The 17,449-nt window shown below is 39.9% G+C and carries 17 protein-coding genes; 9 read left to right on the top strand and 8 right to left on the bottom strand.

The window, feature by feature from the left end; all coding sequences use genetic code 11:
- Positions 1–156: 156 nt before the first annotated feature.
- The 3 genes from lptG to DY200_RS05515 all read right to left on the bottom strand — a co-directional run bounded on the left by lptG (position 157) and on the right by DY200_RS05515 (position 3,355).
- Positions 157–1,239, bottom strand: coding sequence for an LPS export ABC transporter permease LptG (gene lptG / locus DY200_RS05525; protein WP_005601563.1), 1,083 nt, complete (start codon positions 1,237–1,239; stop codon positions 157–159).
- Positions 1,240–2,343 carry an LPS export ABC transporter permease LptF gene (gene lptF, locus DY200_RS05520; protein WP_115587218.1) on the bottom strand — a complete coding sequence of 368 codons (1,104 nt, stop codon included), beginning with the start codon at positions 2,341–2,343 and terminating at the stop codon, positions 1,240–1,242.
- A gap of 196 nt (positions 2,344–2,539) precedes the next feature.
- Complete coding sequence (locus tag DY200_RS05515; RefSeq protein WP_115587217.1) at positions 2,540–3,355, bottom strand: hypothetical protein; 816 nt, start codon at positions 3,353–3,355, stop codon at positions 2,540–2,542.
- 367 nt (positions 3,356–3,722) lie between these two features.
- Between DY200_RS05515 and pepA the strand changes: the two genes are divergently transcribed.
- The 3 genes from pepA to DY200_RS05500 all read left to right on the top strand — a co-directional run bounded on the left by pepA (position 3,723) and on the right by DY200_RS05500 (position 6,448).
- Positions 3,723–5,222: a leucyl aminopeptidase gene (pepA, locus tag DY200_RS05510; RefSeq protein WP_115587216.1), complete on the top strand. Its 1,500-nt coding sequence runs from the start codon at positions 3,723–3,725 to the stop codon at positions 5,220–5,222.
- Positions 5,223–5,565: 343 nt separating this feature from the next.
- Positions 5,566–5,835, top strand: coding sequence for a hypothetical protein (locus tag DY200_RS05505; RefSeq protein ID WP_012263095.1), 270 nt, complete (start codon positions 5,566–5,568; stop codon positions 5,833–5,835).
- Between the two features lie 55 nt (positions 5,836–5,890).
- A complete protein-coding gene (locus DY200_RS05500) occupies positions 5,891–6,448 on the top strand; it encodes a hypothetical protein (RefSeq protein WP_005601559.1) in 558 nt (185 codons plus the stop codon).
- Positions 6,449–6,588: 140 nt separating this feature from the next.
- Here the strand turns inward: DY200_RS05500 and DY200_RS05495 are convergent, their stop codons facing one another.
- From DY200_RS05495 to DY200_RS05480, 4 genes are all read right to left on the bottom strand, one after another.
- Positions 6,589–7,221 carry a 7-carboxy-7-deazaguanine synthase QueE gene (locus DY200_RS05495; RefSeq protein ID WP_115587215.1) on the bottom strand — a complete coding sequence of 211 codons (633 nt, stop codon included), beginning with the start codon at positions 7,219–7,221 and terminating at the stop codon, positions 6,589–6,591.
- Between the two features lie 92 nt (positions 7,222–7,313).
- Positions 7,314–7,736 carry a 6-carboxytetrahydropterin synthase QueD gene (queD, locus tag DY200_RS05490; RefSeq protein WP_005601557.1) on the bottom strand — a complete coding sequence of 141 codons (423 nt, stop codon included), beginning with the start codon at positions 7,734–7,736 and terminating at the stop codon, positions 7,314–7,316.
- Positions 7,729–8,397, bottom strand: a complete 669-nt coding sequence (gene queC, locus DY200_RS05485) for a 7-cyano-7-deazaguanine synthase QueC (RefSeq protein WP_005597966.1) — start codon at positions 8,395–8,397, stop codon at positions 7,729–7,731. Before queC ends, queD begins: the two co-directional genes overlap by 8 nt.
- A 152-nt stretch (positions 8,398–8,549) precedes the next feature.
- Complete coding sequence (locus DY200_RS05480) at positions 8,550–9,683, bottom strand: beta-N-acetylhexosaminidase (protein WP_115587214.1); 1,134 nt, start codon at positions 9,681–9,683, stop codon at positions 8,550–8,552.
- A 214-nt stretch (positions 9,684–9,897) separates the two neighbouring features.
- Here DY200_RS05480 and purM point away from each other — a divergent pair, with 214 nt between their 5' ends.
- The 6 genes from purM to arsB all read left to right on the top strand — a co-directional run bounded on the left by purM (position 9,898) and on the right by arsB (position 14,774).
- A complete protein-coding gene (purM, locus tag DY200_RS05475) occupies positions 9,898–10,935 on the top strand; it encodes a phosphoribosylformylglycinamidine cyclo-ligase (protein ID WP_115587213.1) in 1,038 nt (345 codons plus the stop codon).
- Between the two features lie 72 nt (positions 10,936–11,007).
- Positions 11,008–11,289: a DUF1294 domain-containing protein gene (locus DY200_RS05470; RefSeq protein WP_115587212.1), complete on the top strand. Its 282-nt coding sequence runs from the start codon at positions 11,008–11,010 to the stop codon at positions 11,287–11,289.
- Between the two features lie 140 nt (positions 11,290–11,429).
- A complete protein-coding gene (aspA, locus tag DY200_RS05465) occupies positions 11,430–12,857 on the top strand; it encodes an aspartate ammonia-lyase (protein WP_115587211.1) in 1,428 nt (475 codons plus the stop codon).
- A 127-nt stretch (positions 12,858–12,984) separates the two neighbouring features.
- Positions 12,985–13,299 carry an ArsR/SmtB family transcription factor gene (locus DY200_RS05460; protein ID WP_005612504.1) on the top strand — a complete coding sequence of 105 codons (315 nt, stop codon included), beginning with the start codon at positions 12,985–12,987 and terminating at the stop codon, positions 13,297–13,299.
- A gap of 59 nt (positions 13,300–13,358) precedes the next feature.
- Positions 13,359–13,763: an arsenate reductase (glutaredoxin) gene (gene arsC, locus DY200_RS05455; RefSeq protein WP_115587210.1), complete on the top strand. Its 405-nt coding sequence runs from the start codon at positions 13,359–13,361 to the stop codon at positions 13,761–13,763.
- Positions 13,764–13,772: 9 nt separating this feature from the next.
- Positions 13,773–14,774, top strand: coding sequence for an ACR3 family arsenite efflux transporter (arsB, locus tag DY200_RS05450; RefSeq protein WP_115587209.1), 1,002 nt, complete (start codon positions 13,773–13,775; stop codon positions 14,772–14,774).
- A 58-nt stretch (positions 14,775–14,832) separates the two neighbouring features.
- Here the strand turns inward: arsB and clpB are convergent, their stop codons facing one another.
- Positions 14,833–17,406, bottom strand: coding sequence for an ATP-dependent chaperone ClpB (gene clpB, locus DY200_RS05445; RefSeq protein WP_115587208.1), 2,574 nt, complete (start codon positions 17,404–17,406; stop codon positions 14,833–14,835).
- Positions 17,407–17,449 lie beyond the last annotated feature (43 nt).

Below are 17,449 nucleotides of genomic sequence, written 5' to 3'. Positions count from 1 at the left end.
CAGGTTATACAACTCAGCTTTTTGGAAACTGAAAGATATATGTAAAGAGAGCCACAGAGTGGCTCAGCTGGCTCGAAGAGCCTCATAACCACGTACGGCTCGTGCGTGGTAAAGCGGTTAATTTTTTGAAAAATTTTGCAGAAATTTAACCGCTTGTTAATCACGTTTTTTGGTCAGAAGCCACCAAACGATGCTTAAACAAATTAAGCTCGGTATTAACGCACCGATAGCAACCGGTATCCACGAGAAGACGAGCGTCATATTGCCAAACACGATGTTGGATACATAGAACACGAAGCCGGCGATGATACCGATAAACAATTTGGTTCCCATTGCACTACTACGCAGCGGTCCAAAGACAAACGAGATTGCAAGTAACATCATCACTGCCATTGAAATCGGCTGATACACTTTACGCCAAAACGCAATTTGGAAGCGTTTGGAATCTTGACCGGTTTCTTTCAAAAAGCCGACATAATCGGATAAACCCGAAATAGAAAGCGATTCCGGCTTGAGCGATACGATACCTAATTTGCTTGGTGTAATTGTGGTTTGCCAATCTTTGTTTACTTCTTTCGCTTGTTGAATGCTGTTATCGGCAAGCGAAGATGTTTGTACGCGTTGAAGCGTCCAATTTTCACCGTTAAAAACGGCATTATCCGCTTGAGTAACCGATTTTAATGCTTTGTCTTCAAAATGATAAATCGACACATTATTTAATTTTCGCTCGTTTTCGATATGACGAATATAAATAAAGTCGTTGCCGTCTTTTGCCCAAAAGCCGCCTTTAGTCGATAACATTGAACCGCCGCTTTGTGCGATAGAACGCATATTTCGAGCATATTGCTCAGTTTGTGGGATTCCCCATTCGCTGACTAACATTGTAAAAACGATGAGCGGAATCGCGGTTTTCATTACCGCCAAGCCGATTCTAAAGCGAGAAAATCCGGAAGATTGCATTACAACCAATTCGCTACGGCTGGCAAGGTTTCCTAAACCTAATAAGCCGCCGATTAAGGCAACCACAGGGATAAACTCTTTAATATCGCTTGGTAGCATTAAAAGTGAATAGTAAGTGGCGGTTAAAGCGTCATAAGATCCTTTACCGACATCTTTAAATTCTTCAACTAATTTGATGATAAACACCAAACCGCTCGACATTAACAATACGGCAAAAATCATCGTAATAATGGTTTTGCCGATATAGCGTTCGAGAATATTCATACCAAATAAATTCATTTACGCCACCGCCTTATTACGACTGAAAGAATAACGAATCGCAGACATCCATTTTGTATCCCAGAAGTTCATCACCATTGCCAGTATAAAGAATGCAATCGACACTAACGGCATTAATAAGGTCGCATCTAATTTGCCGGAAGCGCCGGAAGATTTGAGCGAGCTTTGTAATAAGAAATAGATTAAATACAGCAATACCGCCGGAATGACTTTAGCGAAACGACCTTGACGAGGGTTTACGCTACTCATCGGCACGGCTAATAATGCCATGAGCGGTACGGCTAAAATCAGTGCAAAGCGCCATTGTAGTTCCGCTTTTGCTTCATTTGATTGGTCGGTTATTAATTTATTGAAATCCGCACGTTGTACTAATTTTTCATTAGAATCGACATCTTGATAGCCGAGATAGGCTTGATAACTGTCGAAATGGGAAATTCTAAAGTCCGCTACGTTAGCCGTCCCCTCATAGCGCGTACTGTTTTCAAGCGTAAGAATTTGATCGCCGTTCGGCAAACCTTGTAGCTGACCGGATTCCGCCACTACAACGGAAGGACGATTTTTCTTCTGTTGATCCGGCTGGAATACATAAATATCGTTTAATTTATTTTGCTCGTTATTAATATTATCGATAAATAACACGTAACCACCGGCAGTCATAAATTGCCCGGCTGATAATGCAGAGAAACGAGGGTTGGATTTCGCTTCCGCCAACATTTCACTTTGCTTGTTGATTGCCCAAGGGGTAAGCCAAAACACGTTATACACCGCAAGTGCCGTGGTAAAAATAGAAAGAAATAATGCGACTTTAGTTAATAAACTTTGCCCGATACCGCAGGCTCGCATCACGGTAATTTCACTTTCGGCATAAAAACGCCCTAAGGTCAGCAATAATGCGACAAATAAGGAAAGCGGTAACATAAATTGAGCCAAAGCGGGCATCCCCAGCCCTAATAAACTCAGCACTAAGTCGGTCGGTACTTTTCCGCTGACCGCAGAATTCAGCACACTAATTAACTGTTGGCTGAAAAACATCAGTAGCAAAATAAACAGAATAGCCAGCTGACTTTTAAAAATCTCTTTCGTTAAATATCGACTTAAAATCACAATGTATCTCTCGTATTAGCCGCCGATTTATCGACAGCTATAAAAAACGGGGGCAAGCGGTTAAATTTCAAGGAGAATTTGCAAAATTTTTTCCAAAAAAGACCGCTATAAAAGTGCTAATCATACCTTTTTTAGTGATAAAAATCACGAGAACAATCTTAGTTTTATCAGACGGCTATGTTTGTTAAGAATAAGATTATCGTGTTTTAGCGGTAGATTTTTTTAAAATTAATTTTTTACCTTCACGATTAACCACTTCAATTTGATTCGGTGCAACTCTGTCTTTGTGAGAAATAGCGATTAAATTATCGTGTTGCGCACTATTCTCAAAGTTACCTTTTAAAGTGAGAGTGTTGATATCAACCTCTTTATCAAACACTAAGAAAGTACCTAACGGCGTTACGCGGATATTTTGTAACCCTAGTTTTTCCTTGCTGGTAACTTGATATTGCGGTGCTTTTTTAGATTTATATTGTGCTATGATTTCTTGGTTGGTGACAACATCAATAATACTTTTGAGTTTTTGCGCACTTTCGTCGGTTAAATCGGGCGTATTACTGCTCATTTGGGCATTTTCAGTACTTGAAATACTTTCGTCATCGGAAGAAAAAACCGCTTCTCCGATAAATTGTTCCGGAACCGGTTTATGGGTAATTAACGGTGCCGTTTGTTTTTTTGATGCGACTAGAAACAGACGATCTTCAATTTTCTCAAAACGAATATCGGCATCGGGCATTTGTGCGATAAGTTGTTGAATAAGCGTCTTAATTGCGGTGTCTTCTTTATTGGATATGGAAACTTTATGCGCCGTATCCAATTCATAAACAATAAAGCCGATTTTTAAACGTTGTGCCAGCTGTTGCAGTAAGTTTCCTGCTTCTCCTTCATAGGTAATTTTGAGTTTGGCTTGTTCGTAGCGGTTAAAGAGAGAGCTGTCATCAGCAATAACTTGAGTCGGTAAAAAAATAAATAACATACCGGAGAGAAGAACGTTACGGAGTAATTTTTTCATATCAATTTCCCGTTAATGGTAATAATGTCATGATGAGGTAAGACAAATGTTTTACCGATAAAATTCATTCGGTAAGGCGCAGATATTATAAAGTATAGAATAAGTGATTTAAAAGACAAATACCGCTCCGAATCATTTATGACGTAAGGAGAGGTTTTATGCGGATTTAATAAGAGTAACTCTATGAATCTTTTAGGTTATTTATAGAGAAATAAGTACTTTATTAAAGTTTTCGCATATTTTAGAAGAAACTTCTCATTTCTATGATTTTCTGCTTGTAATTTTTTAGATAAATCGGTAGCTTATTCGTAATATGAGTAGCGAGAAAGTTACTTTAGCCTTGGTTTTTACAATAAAGGAGTTACGAATGGAATTTAGCGTAAAAAACGGTAGTGTCGAAAAACAACGTACTGCCTGTTTAGTGGTCGGCGTGTACGAGCCTCGCCGTTTATCTGCGGCGGCGGAACAATTAGACAAGTTAAGTGAAGGCTACATTAGCGCGTTATTACGTCGCGGCGATTTGGAAGGAAAAGCAGGACAAACGCTATTATTACATAATGTGCCTAACGTACCTGCCGATCGCGTGTTATTGGTCGGTTGCGGTAAAGAAAGAGAATTAACCGAACGCCAATATAAACAAATTATTCAAAAAATGGTACAAGCCGTCAGCGAAACGGGTTCGATGGAAGTAGTTTGTTTTCTGACCGAATTACACGTAAAAGGTCGTACAAGTTATTGGAACGTCCGTTTTGCAATTGAGGCGATTCAAGAAAGTTTATACGGCTATAACGATTTCAAGAGTATTAAACCGGAAGTACGCCGAGAATTCCGTCGTGTGATTTTTAACGTCGCCAACCGTAAGGATTTAGCTGAAGCGGAACGTGCGTTAGAACAGGGGAAAGCGATTTCAACCGGTGTCGCCTTTGCGAAAAACGTCGCAAATTGCCCGCCGAACGTTTGTAATCCGGCGTATCTTGCCGAATTGGCAAAAGGCTTAGCCGCAGAATATGACAATATTCGTACTACGGTAATTGATGAAGCGGAAATGGCGGCATTAGGGATGAATGCTTATTTGGCGGTTTCGCGCGGTTCGCAGAATCCGGCGTATTTATCGGTAATCGAATATAAAAATCATCCGAATCCCGATGCCAAACCAATCGTCTTAGTGGGTAAAGGACTGACTTTCGACTCGGGCGGTATTTCGATTAAACCGTCCGATTCAATGGATGAAATGAAATATGATATGGGCGGTGCCGCTTCGGTTTACGGTACGATGAAAGCGTTAGCGGAAATGAAATTACCGCTGAACGTTATCGGCGTGCTGGCAGGCTGTGAAAATATGCCGGACGGCAATGCCTATCGCCCGGGAGATATTCTGACTACGATGAACGGTTTAACCGTAGAAGTGTTGAATACCGATGCGGAAGGTCGTTTAGTGCTGTGTGATACGCTGACTTATGTAGAACGCTTCGAGCCTGAATTAGTCATTGATATGGCAACGCTGACCGGTGCTTGTATGATTGCGTTAGGTGCGCATAACAGCGGTTTGATGTCCACCAGTAATGTATTGGCAAACGAATTATTAAATGCGGCGGAACAAGCGGACGATAAAGCGTGGCGTTTACCGTTAGGCGAAGAATATCAAGAACAGCTTAAATCTAACTTTGCCGATTTAGCCAATATCGGCGGACGTTTAGGCGGAGCGATTACTGCAGGGCAGTTCTTATCGAACTTTACCAAAAAATATAGTTGGGCGCATTTGGATATCGCCGGTACGGCTTGGAAGTCCGGTGCGGCAAAAGGTGCAACCGGAAGACCGGTTTCACTGCTAAGCCAATTCTTGATTAATAAAGCTAATAATCAATAAGCGGTTGACTTTTCATAAAAATTTACAAGCCCTCAGGTAGTGATATTTGAGGGCTTTTTGTTCAATAGATAGTAGGATGTGTGTTTTTATGTAAAAAGTTTGAGTCGGTTTAGATGTACGATTGACGGATTTAGTTCCTCGTGTTGCAGTAGGTATCACAACAGGTTTATTCAGTTATCTATTAGTAGATTCTGCAAGTGCGGTTGGATAATGGTTTCCAATAAATTTATTTTATTGAAATATTGACAATTTTAATATAAAAGAGTAATACCGTTAATAAAATTATCTGATTTTATTAACAGCATAGTGATTTTTATTTAGTTATATTTTAAGGAGACTTTTTATGGCATATTACACTACAGATGTATCTAGTCATTTTCAGTATGATGAGCTTAATAATGATAGAAAGGTACTACATACCATTCATTTTTTTATAGATGATCGGCTATCTGACCATCAAAGACATATCGATAAGTGGCAGAATCATATTATTATTAACAGGAGTAAGTACCCTAAATTTATTAGTTCTATAAGAGTTAATATTTCGTTTTATGACGTCATTATAGCTGATAATGTTAGTGGATTAACGCTTGAACGCCATGTTTTGATGTAATGAAACTTTGCATGGTTTAATATACTAAACTACGTTATTGTTTAAAGGAGAAATTATGCGATTATTTTTATTGTCTTTGTTAATATTATTTAATTCGAAAGTAATGAGCGAACCGCTAACAAAAGAATTTATTGATAAAGTGATATATAGCTATTCTTTATGTAAGAATCAAGCGGATAAAGATAAGTGTGCTGAAGATACTTATGCTAATATTGAACATATATGGTTATATAAAAGATGGTTAAATCTTTCAAATCAGCATTATTCTTACGAAGCTACAAAGTTTTCTAATGGTTATACTGATGAAAGTAAGAGTATCGTACTGTATATTGATAGTTTTGATAGCTATAAAATGATTTCATTTTCAGAAGTTGGCTCTAATGTTTTTTCAATGAGAAAAGGAGATAAGTTGAAAGTTATTTTTGATAAAGAAAACCTATATCATTTTAAGATACATAAACTAACTGATAAATACATTAGTATTAAAGAGGAGGCAAATATTTTTATCGAGTTGTTAAAAAAATCGTCGCAAATAGAAGTAGAGATTCCTACTATACATAAAAAGTTAAAAGTATTGTTTAATGTGCAAGACTTTAAAGGAGAAAATTTTTAGTTCTATTTATATATTCTTATTTTTGGTAAAAAATAAGAATATTAAGTGATTAACTTATTCTAAATAATGATTGATATTTTTACATCCTAAAAACAAAAAAGGCATCGGAAGAAATCTTCGATGCCTTTACCATATGAATATTATTCAATACCGACCAGTTTATGTGTTTGTAAACTCAGTTGCCATTTCGGTTTATAGGCTCGTTGATTCAAAATACCGAGTTGGGTAATGGTTTCCAATAAATTCATTTTGCCGTCCACTTCGCAAGGAGAAAGGTAGTAATGTTCAGCGGTAATTTGTGTTTCGATTTGTTCGCAAAAACCTTGTACATCGCCTTTGTCCATCACGATACGGACTTCGTTGGCAAACGAAATACATTCTCTCAAATATTTTTCTTGATACATCAGTTTCGGGCTGGTAGCGATATAATCAATCTGTTTCGGTACGGCTTTTAGGCCGTTCGTTTCAATCGCCAGCCAATAACCTTCCGCTTTAAACGCATCAAGCAATACGTTTAAATTGGCATACATCGTCGGCTCGCCGCCAGTAATGATAATATGCTTGGCGGAATAAGATTTTACTCGTTCAAGAATTTTCGCCAGGCTCCATTTTTCGTATTCGTTATAGTTGGTATCGCACCACGGGCAAGCCAGATTACATTTGCCTAAACGCACGAAAATGCAGGGTAAGCCGGTGTTAAAGCCCTCGCCTTGCAGGCTTTCAAAGATTTCGACAATCGGAAAAGCCGTTGTCGTAAAAATAGTATTTGTCATAATTTTTACAAATCTCCCATCACCCCTCTTTACTAAAGAGGGGAAATATCTAGGCTAAGATTTATGCTCTATATTTATTGAGATGGGAATGCTTAACGAGAATATTCGCAATATGAAGTCGGCGTTTCCCAAAGGCGAATTAAACTGACCGGTAAACCGGCTTTTTCCAGTTTTTCAAACATATATTTTGCCATTTCTTCTGCCGTCGTGCGACTTGGAATACCGTAAACTTTAGAGTTTAAATCGACTAACAGTTTAGCGACTTGGCTTTCTCTCTCGCTGTTTAAATCGTAGATATAGGCGTGATCCATCGGGTCTAAGATTTCACGTTTTACCACCGATTTTAAATCGGCATAATCCATTACCATGCTTCGTTTTGCGCCCTCGGCAACTAAGTCGCCGCTAACTTCCACCTGAAGTTTATAAGTGTGTCCGTGTAAGTTTTGGCATTTGCCGTCGTGCCCGTCGAGCATATGTGCCATATCGAAACTAAATTCTTTTGCAATTTTAAACATTTTTTTGACCGCTTGTTTTTTCTGATAGATATTCGTTAAGCCCTTTTTCACGTAACACGCAACTCGGGCAAGTGTGACAACCGCCTTCTACGCCTAAATAGCAGGTGTGGGTGTGTTGTCTGATATAATCGAACGCACCAAGCTTATCGGCTAATGCCCAAGTTTGTTTTTTAGTCAGGTACATCAGCGGTGTGCGAATATTGAAATTATAGTCCATCGCAAGATTGAGGGTTACATTCATCGACTTCACAAACACATCTCGGCAGTCCGGATAACCGCTAAAGTCGGTTTCGCATACACCGGTAAAAATGGTTCGGATGCCTTGTCCTTTGGCGTAAATAGCGGTGTAAAGTAAAAACAGTGCATTACGACCATCAACAAAGGTATTCGGCGTATTGCCTTCTTGTTTAATTTCGCGTTCTTCCATCATCGCATTAGATGTGATGGCTTTGATCACGGAAGTATCAATCAGCGTTTGTTTCACACCGAGATCTTTCGCTATCCATGCCGCTTTTTCCAGCTCAATCGCATGACGCTGACCATATTGAAAGGTTACCACTTCGACATTTTCCACACCGAATTCTTGAATAGCTTGAAAAAGACAAGTCGTGGAGTCTTGTCCGCCGGAAAAGATCACGACGGCTTTTGGGGTTGAGTTCATTTTGTATCCTTAGTTTTGATTTCAAAGAAGAATCTTTGGCGTGGGAGGTTTTCGAACCACTAGTGAATAAATAAGCGGTCTGAATTTGCAATTTTTTTGCAAAAAGAGACCGCTTGTCGAGAGGCTATAGTAGCAGAATTTCCAATGATTTTCTAATGCGATTTCGGATCATTAGTTTTTTGGATCACCGCTTTTAATAAATTTTTAGAGGCTTGCTGAATGGTTTGTTCGTTTAATGCGCCGGAACACTCCCCCCAAATCGACAAAGAAGCACCGATAATATTCTGCGTATTTTGTACGTGATTCGAAGTGTTTTTGCCGTCCCATTTACCTAATGTCCAGTTATTTAATACGTCTTCAGCCGCATATTTACCGTCATTGTGAATATTAGAAGCGGATTTAGGCACAAAGTATAAATAATAAGAATTATAGTTTAAAACCTTAAAACCGTTTGCCAGCAATTCGGGCAAGTCGGCTCTTATTTCGCGTCGATATTTAATATCCTCTTTGGCTTGAGCATCGCCGTCATAGCTCCAATAAGTAATTTCGATATTCCGATTAAGCTCATTTAAATTGTTTTTAATCAAACCGTCGTTCCAAATACGGGTAATTAGTCCTTTGTTATTAATAAAGTCATTTAGCGTATTTACATAACGAATAAATTCGTGATTGTTTTCGACCGCATAACTAAATTCGTCTCCGCCGATATGAAAGTGTCGGCTGGAATGCCCAAAAATATAAATCACTTCACCGATTAAGGTTTTGATAATTTCAACCGCTTCAGGGTTATTAATATCGATTTCCTCGGCAAGATAAGGCGATTTCAGCCCTTTCACATACTCCTTACCGTGCTTAAGGGTTAAAAGATCAAAAATCGCCGTCATATGATTCGGGCTATCGACTTCAGGCACAATTTCAATATTTCGTTCTTTGGCATAATAGATAATTTCATTGAGCTGTTTATAAGTGAGAAACGGCTTATTTGTTTTCGGATTGAAATAGGTTCCGTTTTTCTCAACGGCATTTTCTTCTCGTTGTTCCAAATAAGAACTTTCCAATGCATAATTCTCGTGATCGGAAAAATGTAAATGCAGGAAAGTTCCGCCTGCCTGATGAATGGTGTCGATAAATTGTTTTATCGTATCAACGGTATAGAAACGACGTGCGATATCTAACGTCAGACCGCTTTCTTTTTTAGGTAAGTCCATAGCGTTTGCATAAGTTGCGGTACCGAATGAGAGAAGTACCGTGCATAATAATGTAAATAAGGTAATTGCTTTTTTCATAATGAGGTTTAAAAATTTAGAGGTAGAGTATAGACTCGTTTTGCGGAAAATAATTCTCAATTTTTTTACTTGTCTAATGAGCCGAAGCGCTGCGAATTCGCTGAAGTAGGCGGAATGAATTTTTTATCCGTATAATTTTATGTTACCTTATTCACGCAAACGATTGCATTGTGTTATAATAAGTTGCATTTTCTTATTTTTGTTGAGGTTATCTGTGAGCAATACACAACTTAGTTATAAAGACGCCGGCGTAGATATTCATGCCGGTAACGAATTAGTAGAACGTATTAAAGGCGATGTGAAACGTACTCGCCGTCCGGAAGTTATGGGCGGTTTAGGCGGTTTCGGAGCGTTATGCGCACTACCGACTAAATATAAAGAACCTATTTTAGTATCGGGTACTGACGGTGTCGGTACGAAATTACGTTTAGCGATTGACCTCAACAAACATGACACTATCGGTCAAGATTTAGTGGCGATGTGCGTAAACGATCTAGTGGTTCAAGGTGCGGAGCCGCTATTCTTCTTAGATTACTATGCGACCGGTAAATTAGAAGTGGACGTTGCGGCGGATGTAATCAAAGGTATTGCGGACGGTTGCGAAATTTCAGGCTGTGCGTTAGTCGGCGGAGAAACGGCGGAAATGCCGGGTATGTATCACGAAGGTGACTACGACTTAGCCGGCTTCTGCGTAGGCGTAGTAGAAAAATCCGAAATTATCGACGGTTCCGCAGTAAAAGCGGGGGACGTATTACTTGCATTGGCTTCAAGCGGCCCTCACTCAAACGGTTACTCATTAATTCGTAAAGTAATTGAAGTAAGCGGTGCGAATCCGGCAACCGATACATTAGAAGGTAAAGCGTTAAGCGAGCATTTACTCGCACCGACCAAAATCTATGTAAAATCGGTACTTCAACTGATTAAACAAGCGGATGTGCACGCTATCGCTCACTTAACCGGCGGCGGTTTCTGGGAAAATATTCCGCGCGTACTTCCGGCGACGGCAAAAGCGGTCATCGATGAAAAATCATGGGAATGGCCGGCGGCATTCAAATGGTTACAAGAAAAAGGTAACATCAGCCGTTATGAAATGTATCGTACCTTTAACTGCGGTGTCGGTATGGTTATCGCATTACCGGAAAAAGACGTTGAAACCGCATTAGCCGTATTAAAACAAGCGGGCGAAAACGCTTGGGTAATCGGTAAAATCGAAAACTTAGGTGAAGGTTCGGAACAAGTTGAAATCATCTAGTTTGTAAAAACATTCAGAAATCGAGCCGCTTGTAGCTATACTACAAGCGGTTTTTTCTAGGAGTTTTTTGTAATGGCGATTTTTCTTTCAATTTACTTTCTTATGATCAATCTCATCAGCTTCTATCTGATGTATATCGATAAGCAAAAATCGGTCAATAAAACATGGCGGGTTCCGGAATCCAATTTATTTTTCCTATGTTTTGCCGGCGGGTTTATCGGGACTTTCTTGGCGATGAAATATATTCGTCATAAAACTAAGCACTGGCAATTTCATGCGGCAGTGATAATTTCCTGTTTATTCTGGTTGATCGGACTGCCGTTGATTTACTATTTCTTCATTTTTAATCATTAGAATTTCTAATCTGAAACCCCAATTTATATCCTATATCGCAGTCTATAAAATGTGATCTAAATCACATTTCTTTTTATGCAAAATCATTATGATCTCCACCGAATTTAGTACCTGTTATTTCAATTTATTGAGGTGAATTTATGAGTAATGTACGTGTTGAAGTGGATTTATTAGGCGAAAGAGAAGTACCTGCAGAAGCTTATTGGGGTATCCATACATTAAGAGCGGTTGAGAATTTTAATATTTCAAAAAATACCATTTCGGATGTGCCGGAATTTGTACGCGGTATGGTTATGGTTAAAAAAGCGACCGCATTAGCGAACGGTGAATTGGGCGCAATCCCGAAAAAAGTCGCAAAAGCGATTATAGAGGCTTGCGATGAGATCTTAGTGAAAGGTCGCTGTATGGATCAGTTCCCATCAGATGTATATCAAGGTGGTGCCGGTACATCGGTTAATATGAATACTAATGAAGTAGTAGCAAATTTAGCTTTAGAGTTATTAGGTCATAAAAAAGGCGAATATAGCGTGATTAACCCGATGGATCATGTGAATGCAAGCCAATCAACCAATGATGCTTATCCGACCGGTTTCCGTATTGCGGTCTATAACAGTATCTTGCATTTAATTAAAAAAGTCCGTTATTTACAAAAAAGCTTCGAAGCAAAAGCGGAAGAATTTAAAGACGTGTTAAAAATGGGTCGTACTCAGTTACAAGATGCGGTACCAATGACAGTCGGTCAAGAATTTAAAGCTTTCGCTGTGTTATTGGAAGAAGAAGTACGTAATTTAAAACGTACCGCTAAATTATTGTTAGAAGTGAATTTAGGCGCAACCGCAATCGGTACCGGTTTAAATACACCTGAAGGTTATTCGGAATTAGTGGTTAAACATTTATCGGAAGTAACCGGTTTACCTTGTGTTTTATCAGAAAACTTGATTGAAGCGACTTCAGACTGCGGTGCCTATGTAATGGTACACGGTGCGTTAAAACGTACGGCGGTTAAACTTTCAAAAGTATGTAACGACTTACGTTTACTTTCATCAGGCCCACGTGCCGGTTTAAATGAAATCAATTTACCGGAATTACAAGCAGGTTCTTCCATTATGCCGGCAAAAGTAAACCCGGTTGTGCCGGAAGTCGTGAACCAAGTTTGTTTTAAAGTGATTGGTAATGACACGACCGTAACCTTTGCAGCGGAAGCCGGTCAGTTACAATTAAACGTAATGGAACCGGTAATCGGTCAAGCAATGTTCGAATCTATCGACATTCTTGCCAACGCTTGTGTGAATTTACGTGATAAATGTATCGATGGCATCACGGTCAATAAAGAAATCTGTGAAAACTTCGTATTTAATTCAATCGGTATCGTCACTTACCTCAATCCGTTTATCGGTCACCATAACGGTGATATTGTTGGTAAAATCTGTGCAACAACCGGCAGAGGCGTACGTGAAGTGGTATTAGAACGCGGCTTACTCACAGAAGCGCAATTAGACGATATTCTTTCAGTTGAAAACTTAATGAACCCGACTTATAAAGCGGCGAAATTTACTGAAGAAGAGTAGTTTCAGCTTAGTTTTATAAACTGACAAGCGGTCGTATTTTGTTATTTTTTGCAAAGACGACCGCTATTTTTTTATTGAATATTTCAATAGGTATTGAAATATTCAATAAGCTTGTTATAATATTGTTATGAAAACAGAACACGTAAGCCAATTATTTGGCACACTTAGCTCTCCGGTACGATTGCAAATTTTTCAGGCTCTCTCGGCACAAGGGAGCAAGGGAATGATTGCAGGCGATTTAGCGAAACAGCTTAATATTGCACCGAACAATCTTTCATTTCATTTAAAAACACTTACGCTTGCCGGACTAATTCATAGCCGACAAGCGGGTAGATTTGTGCATTATTATGCAAATTTAGCACTCATGGTGGAACTGGTGGCTTTTTTAACCACGAATTGTTGTAAAGAAAGCGATGATCCGAATTGCAAATTTTGTGGGTGAAATGCCCACAAAATTTTTTACCTTAACATTTCAATAAATATTGAAATATTGGAGAAAATATGGAAAAAGTTACGATTTATCATAATCCAAAATGTGGAACTTCACGTAATACACTAGCTCTTATTCGCCACTTAGGGATTAAACCAACGATCATACACTACCTCGAAACGCCTCCCGATGAGATGAAACTACGAAACTTAATTTCAGAAATGGGGATTTGTGTGCGGGATCTGCTTCGGACGAATGTTCCTCCCTATGAAACATTAAATTTAGGTCGTATGGAATTGAGTGATGACGAGTTGATTGCTGCAATGCTTGCCGAACCGATTTTGATTAATCGTCCTATTGTTGTCACAAGCAAAGGTGTTCGACTTTGTCGTCCGTCTGAAAAATTTTTGGAAATCTCACCGGTTTCATTGGATAAACCTTTTATTAAAGAAGATGGTGGAGTGATTGAGTTATAAGGAAGATATATGGGCGTTTTTGAACGATTTTTAACAATTTGGATTGCTTTGGCAATCACGGCTGGAGTTGCATTAGGTATAGCATTTCCGCAAGTGGTCGAAAAAGTAGCGTTATTGGAAATCGCACATATCAATTTGCCGGTAGCGATATTAATTTGGTTGATGATTTACCCGATGATGATTCAAATTGACTGGTCTGCAATCAAAGATGTGGGTAAAAAGCCGAAAGGTTTAGCAATGACAATCGTAGTAAATTGGTTAATTAAGCCGTTTACGATGACATTAATCGGTTGGCTATTTTTCCGCTTTTTGTTTGCTGCATGGGTTGAACCGCAAACGGCTCAGGAATATATCGCAGGTATGATCTTACTTGGCGTTGCACCTTGTACCGCAATGGTTTTTGTTTGGTCTCAATTAGTAAAAGGAGACCCGAATTATACGTTGGTGCAAGTATCGGTGAATGACATTATTATGATTTTCGCCTTTGCGCCGATCGCAGGTTTTCTGTTAGGGGTGAGTGATATTACGATTCCTTGGGAAACATTGTTATATAGCACATTACTTTATGTGGTATTACCGTTAATAGCAGGTAGTGTTACTCGCAAAATTTTGCTGAAATCCAACCGCTCTATTTCCCAATTTGGTAACAAATTAAAGCCGTTTTCAATGATGGGGTTGATCTTAACCGTAGTGTTATTATTTGCATTCCAAGCGGAAACAATCTTAGCCAATCCGCTGATTATTGTAATGATTGCAATTCCGTTATTGGTTCAGACATACGGTATTTTCTTTCTTAGCCATTTACTCTCGAAATGGTTAAATTTACCAAAAGAAATTTCTGCGCCAGCTTGTTTAATCGGTACCAGTAATTTCTTTGAATTAGCGGTGGCTGTTGCGATTTCATTGTTTGGCTTACATTCCGGTGCCGCTTTAGCAACAGTCGTTGGTGTGTTGGTTGAAGTGCCAGTTATGTTGTCGTTAGTTTGGTGGATTAATCGCCATAACGCCTAAAAGAAAAGCGGTCGAATTTGCAAAATTTCTGCAAACTCGACCGCTTGTTTATGGGCGATTAGCTGTTACTAATGCTTAATTGGTCATTTTGATAGTCCACCACAACAGGGCTATTCGGTAATAATTTGCCGCTTAAGATCTGTTGTGCAAGCGGATTTTCAAGCTCTTGCTGAATTGCACGTTTGAGCGGTCTTGCACCGAATAACGGGTCAAAGCCGGCTTTGCCGATATGGTCTAATGCCGCATCGGTAACTGTTACTTCGTAACCGCGTTCCGCAAGGCGAGCGATTAAACGTTGTAACTGAATACGAGCAATCGCACGGATATGTTCCTGACCGAGAGGATGGAACACTACGGTTTCGTCAATACGGTTGATAAATTCAGGACGGAAATGTTGTCCTACCACCGACATTACCACTTCTTTCATGCCTGCATAATCCAATTCCGGATTTTCTTGGATTAAATGCGAACCTAAGTTTGAGGTCATAATCACTACCGTATTTCGGAAATCGACCGTTCTGCCTTGTCCGTCGGTTAAGCGACCGTCATCCAACACTTGAAGCAAGATATTAAACACATCAGGGTGTGCTTTTTCCACTTCATCGAGTAACACTACAGAATACGGACGGCGGCGAACCGCTTCGGTTAAGTAACCGCCTTCTTCGTAACCGACATAGCCCGGAGGTGCGCCGACTAAACGAGAAACGCTGTGTTTTTCCATAAATTCCGACATATCGATACGTACCATCGCATCAGGATCATCGAAGAGGAAATTCGCCAAGGTTTTGCAAAGTTCGGTTTTACCGACCCCAGTCGGACCAAGGAATAAGAACGAACCGATCGGACGATTCGGATCCGACAATCCGGCACGGCTACGGCGAATTGCATTTGCCACCGCTTCTACCGCTTCATTTTGCCCGATAACACGGCTGTGCAACACTTCTTCCATACGCAACAGTTTTTCTTTTTCGCCTTCCATCATTTTGGATACCGGAATACCGGTCGCTTTTGAAAGCACTTCTGCAATTTCTTCATCGGTTACTTTGGTACGAAGGAGTTGATTTTCACCGCCTTCTTCCTCACGTTTTACCGCTTCCGCAAGTTGTTTTTCTAATGCCGGAATTTTGCCGTATTGCAATTCGGACATTTTCTCGAAATTACTTTCACGGCGAGCCTGATCCATTTCGATACGGGCATTTTCTAACTCGGTTTTGATATGTTGCGTACCGAGTAGCGCAGATTTTTCCGCTTTCCACACTTCTTCCAATTCGGAATATTCACGCTCACGAGCGGTCAATTCTTCATCTAATTTTGCAAGACGTTGGCGACTTGCTTCATCTTCCTCTTTTTGTAACGCTTGGCGTTCCAATTTAAGCTGAATGATACGGCGTTCAAGTTTATCCAACGGCTCAGGTTTAGAATCAATTTCCATACGTAAACTGGATGCCGCTTCGTCAATTAAATCGATCGCTTTATCCGGTAATTGGCGGTCGGAAATATAGCGATGTGAGAGAGTTGCCGCTGCTACGATTGCCGGGTCGGTAATTTGTACGTGGTGGTGGATTTCATAACGTTCTTTCAAGCCACGTAAAATCGCAATCGTATCCTCAACGGTCGGTTCGTCCACTAATACTTTTTGGAAACGACGTTCAAGTGCCGCATCTTTTTCGATATATTGGCGGTATTCATCTAATGTGGTTGCGCCAACGCAATGTAATTCGCCGCGAGCAAGTGACGGCTTGAGTAAGTTACCGGCATCCATTGCGCCGTCTGTTTTACCCGCACCGACCATGGTGTGAATTTCATCAATAAATAAGATAACCTGACCTTCTTCTTTGGCTAACTCATTAAGTACCGCTTTTAAACGTTCTTCAAATTCGCCACGATATTTTGCACCGGCAATTAATGCGCCCATATCAAGAGAAAGCACTCGTTTATTTTTTAAGCCTTCCGGTACTTCGCCGTTTACAATACGCTGTGCCAAGCCTTCTACAATTGCCGTTTTACCAACGCCCGGTTCACCGATTAAGACCGGATTGTTTTTAGTACGACGTTGTAAAACTTGTACCGCACGGCGGATTTCTTCATCACGTCCGATAACCGGATCTAATTTACCGGCTTTGGCTCTTTCGGTAAGATCGATAGTATATTTTTGAAGGGCTTGTCTAGTTTCTTCTGCGTTTTGATTATTCACGTTTTCTCCTCCTCGAATTTGGTTAATTGCTGCGTTTACTTTTTCTTTGGTTAAGCCAAATTGTTTTAATAATTTACCTAAATCGCCGTTATCGTCCAGTGCGGCAAGTACGAATAATTCCGATGAAATAAAGCTGTCACCGAATTGCTGCGCCAGTTTATCGCATTGATTTAACAGGCGAATCAGTTGCTGTGACGGTTGAGTCGTACCGCCGGATACGGTCGGTAAGCGGTTTAAAATCGCTTCTAATTCACTCAAAATGCGTTGCGGTTGTACATTGAGTGCAGTAAATAGAGGGGCGATAGAGCCGTCCGGTTGTTTGACTAACGCATAAAGTAAATGTGCCGGTTCAATATAGTTATTATCTTTTCCGATAGCTAACGATTGTGCTTCTGCAAGGGCTTCTTGCAATTTGGTAGTAAATTTTTCGAAATTCATATTTTTACTCCTAAATTTCATTAATCTGTATCGAGCAGAATTT

Source organism: Actinobacillus lignieresii, from assembly GCF_900444945.1.
In the GTDB taxonomy this organism is placed as follows: Bacteria; Pseudomonadota; Gammaproteobacteria; order Enterobacterales; family Pasteurellaceae; genus Actinobacillus; species Actinobacillus lignieresii.
Note: the sequence above shows the minus strand (reverse complement) of the source record. Positions and strands in the feature narration are given on the sequence as shown.

What these genes read in the sequence shown, in the direction of transcription:
- DY200_RS05500 (WP_005601559.1), top strand. Translation starts at nt 5,891, where the DNA reads ATGCGATTATTTTTATTGTCTTTGTTAATATTATTTAATTCGAAAGTA.
- clpB (WP_115587208.1), bottom strand. Translation starts at nt 17,406, where the DNA reads ATGAATTTCGAAAAATTTACTACCAAATTGCAAGAAGCCCTTGCAGAA.
- queD (WP_005601557.1), bottom strand. Translation starts at nt 7,736, where the DNA reads ATGTTTAAAATTGCAAAAGAATTTAGTTTCGATATGGCACATATGCTC.
- lptG (WP_005601563.1), bottom strand. Translation starts at nt 1,239, where the DNA reads ATGAATTTATTTGGTATGAATATTCTCGAACGCTATATCGGCAAAACC.
- queC (WP_005597966.1), bottom strand. Translation starts at nt 8,397, where the DNA reads ATGAACTCAACCCCAAAAGCCGTCGTGATCTTTTCCGGCGGACAAGAC.
- DY200_RS05460 (WP_005612504.1), top strand. Translation starts at nt 12,985, where the DNA reads ATGAAAACAGAACACGTAAGCCAATTATTTGGCACACTTAGCTCTCCG.
- DY200_RS05470 (WP_115587212.1), top strand. Translation starts at nt 11,008, where the DNA reads ATGGCGATTTTTCTTTCAATTTACTTTCTTATGATCAATCTCATCAGC.
- DY200_RS05480 (WP_115587214.1), bottom strand. Translation starts at nt 9,683, where the DNA reads ATGAAAAAAGCAATTACCTTATTTACATTATTATGCACGGTACTTCTC.
- DY200_RS05515 (WP_115587217.1), bottom strand. Translation starts at nt 3,355, where the DNA reads ATGAAAAAATTACTCCGTAACGTTCTTCTCTCCGGTATGTTATTTATT.
- DY200_RS05495 (WP_115587215.1), bottom strand. Translation starts at nt 7,221, where the DNA reads ATGACAAATACTATTTTTACGACAACGGCTTTTCCGATTGTCGAAATC.
- pepA (WP_115587216.1), top strand. Translation starts at nt 3,723, where the DNA reads ATGGAATTTAGCGTAAAAAACGGTAGTGTCGAAAAACAACGTACTGCC.
- arsB (WP_115587209.1), top strand. Translation starts at nt 13,773, where the DNA reads ATGGGCGTTTTTGAACGATTTTTAACAATTTGGATTGCTTTGGCAATC.
- aspA (WP_115587211.1), top strand. Translation starts at nt 11,430, where the DNA reads ATGAGTAATGTACGTGTTGAAGTGGATTTATTAGGCGAAAGAGAAGTA.
- DY200_RS05505 (WP_012263095.1), top strand. Translation starts at nt 5,566, where the DNA reads ATGGCATATTACACTACAGATGTATCTAGTCATTTTCAGTATGATGAG.
- arsC (WP_115587210.1), top strand. Translation starts at nt 13,359, where the DNA reads ATGGAAAAAGTTACGATTTATCATAATCCAAAATGTGGAACTTCACGT.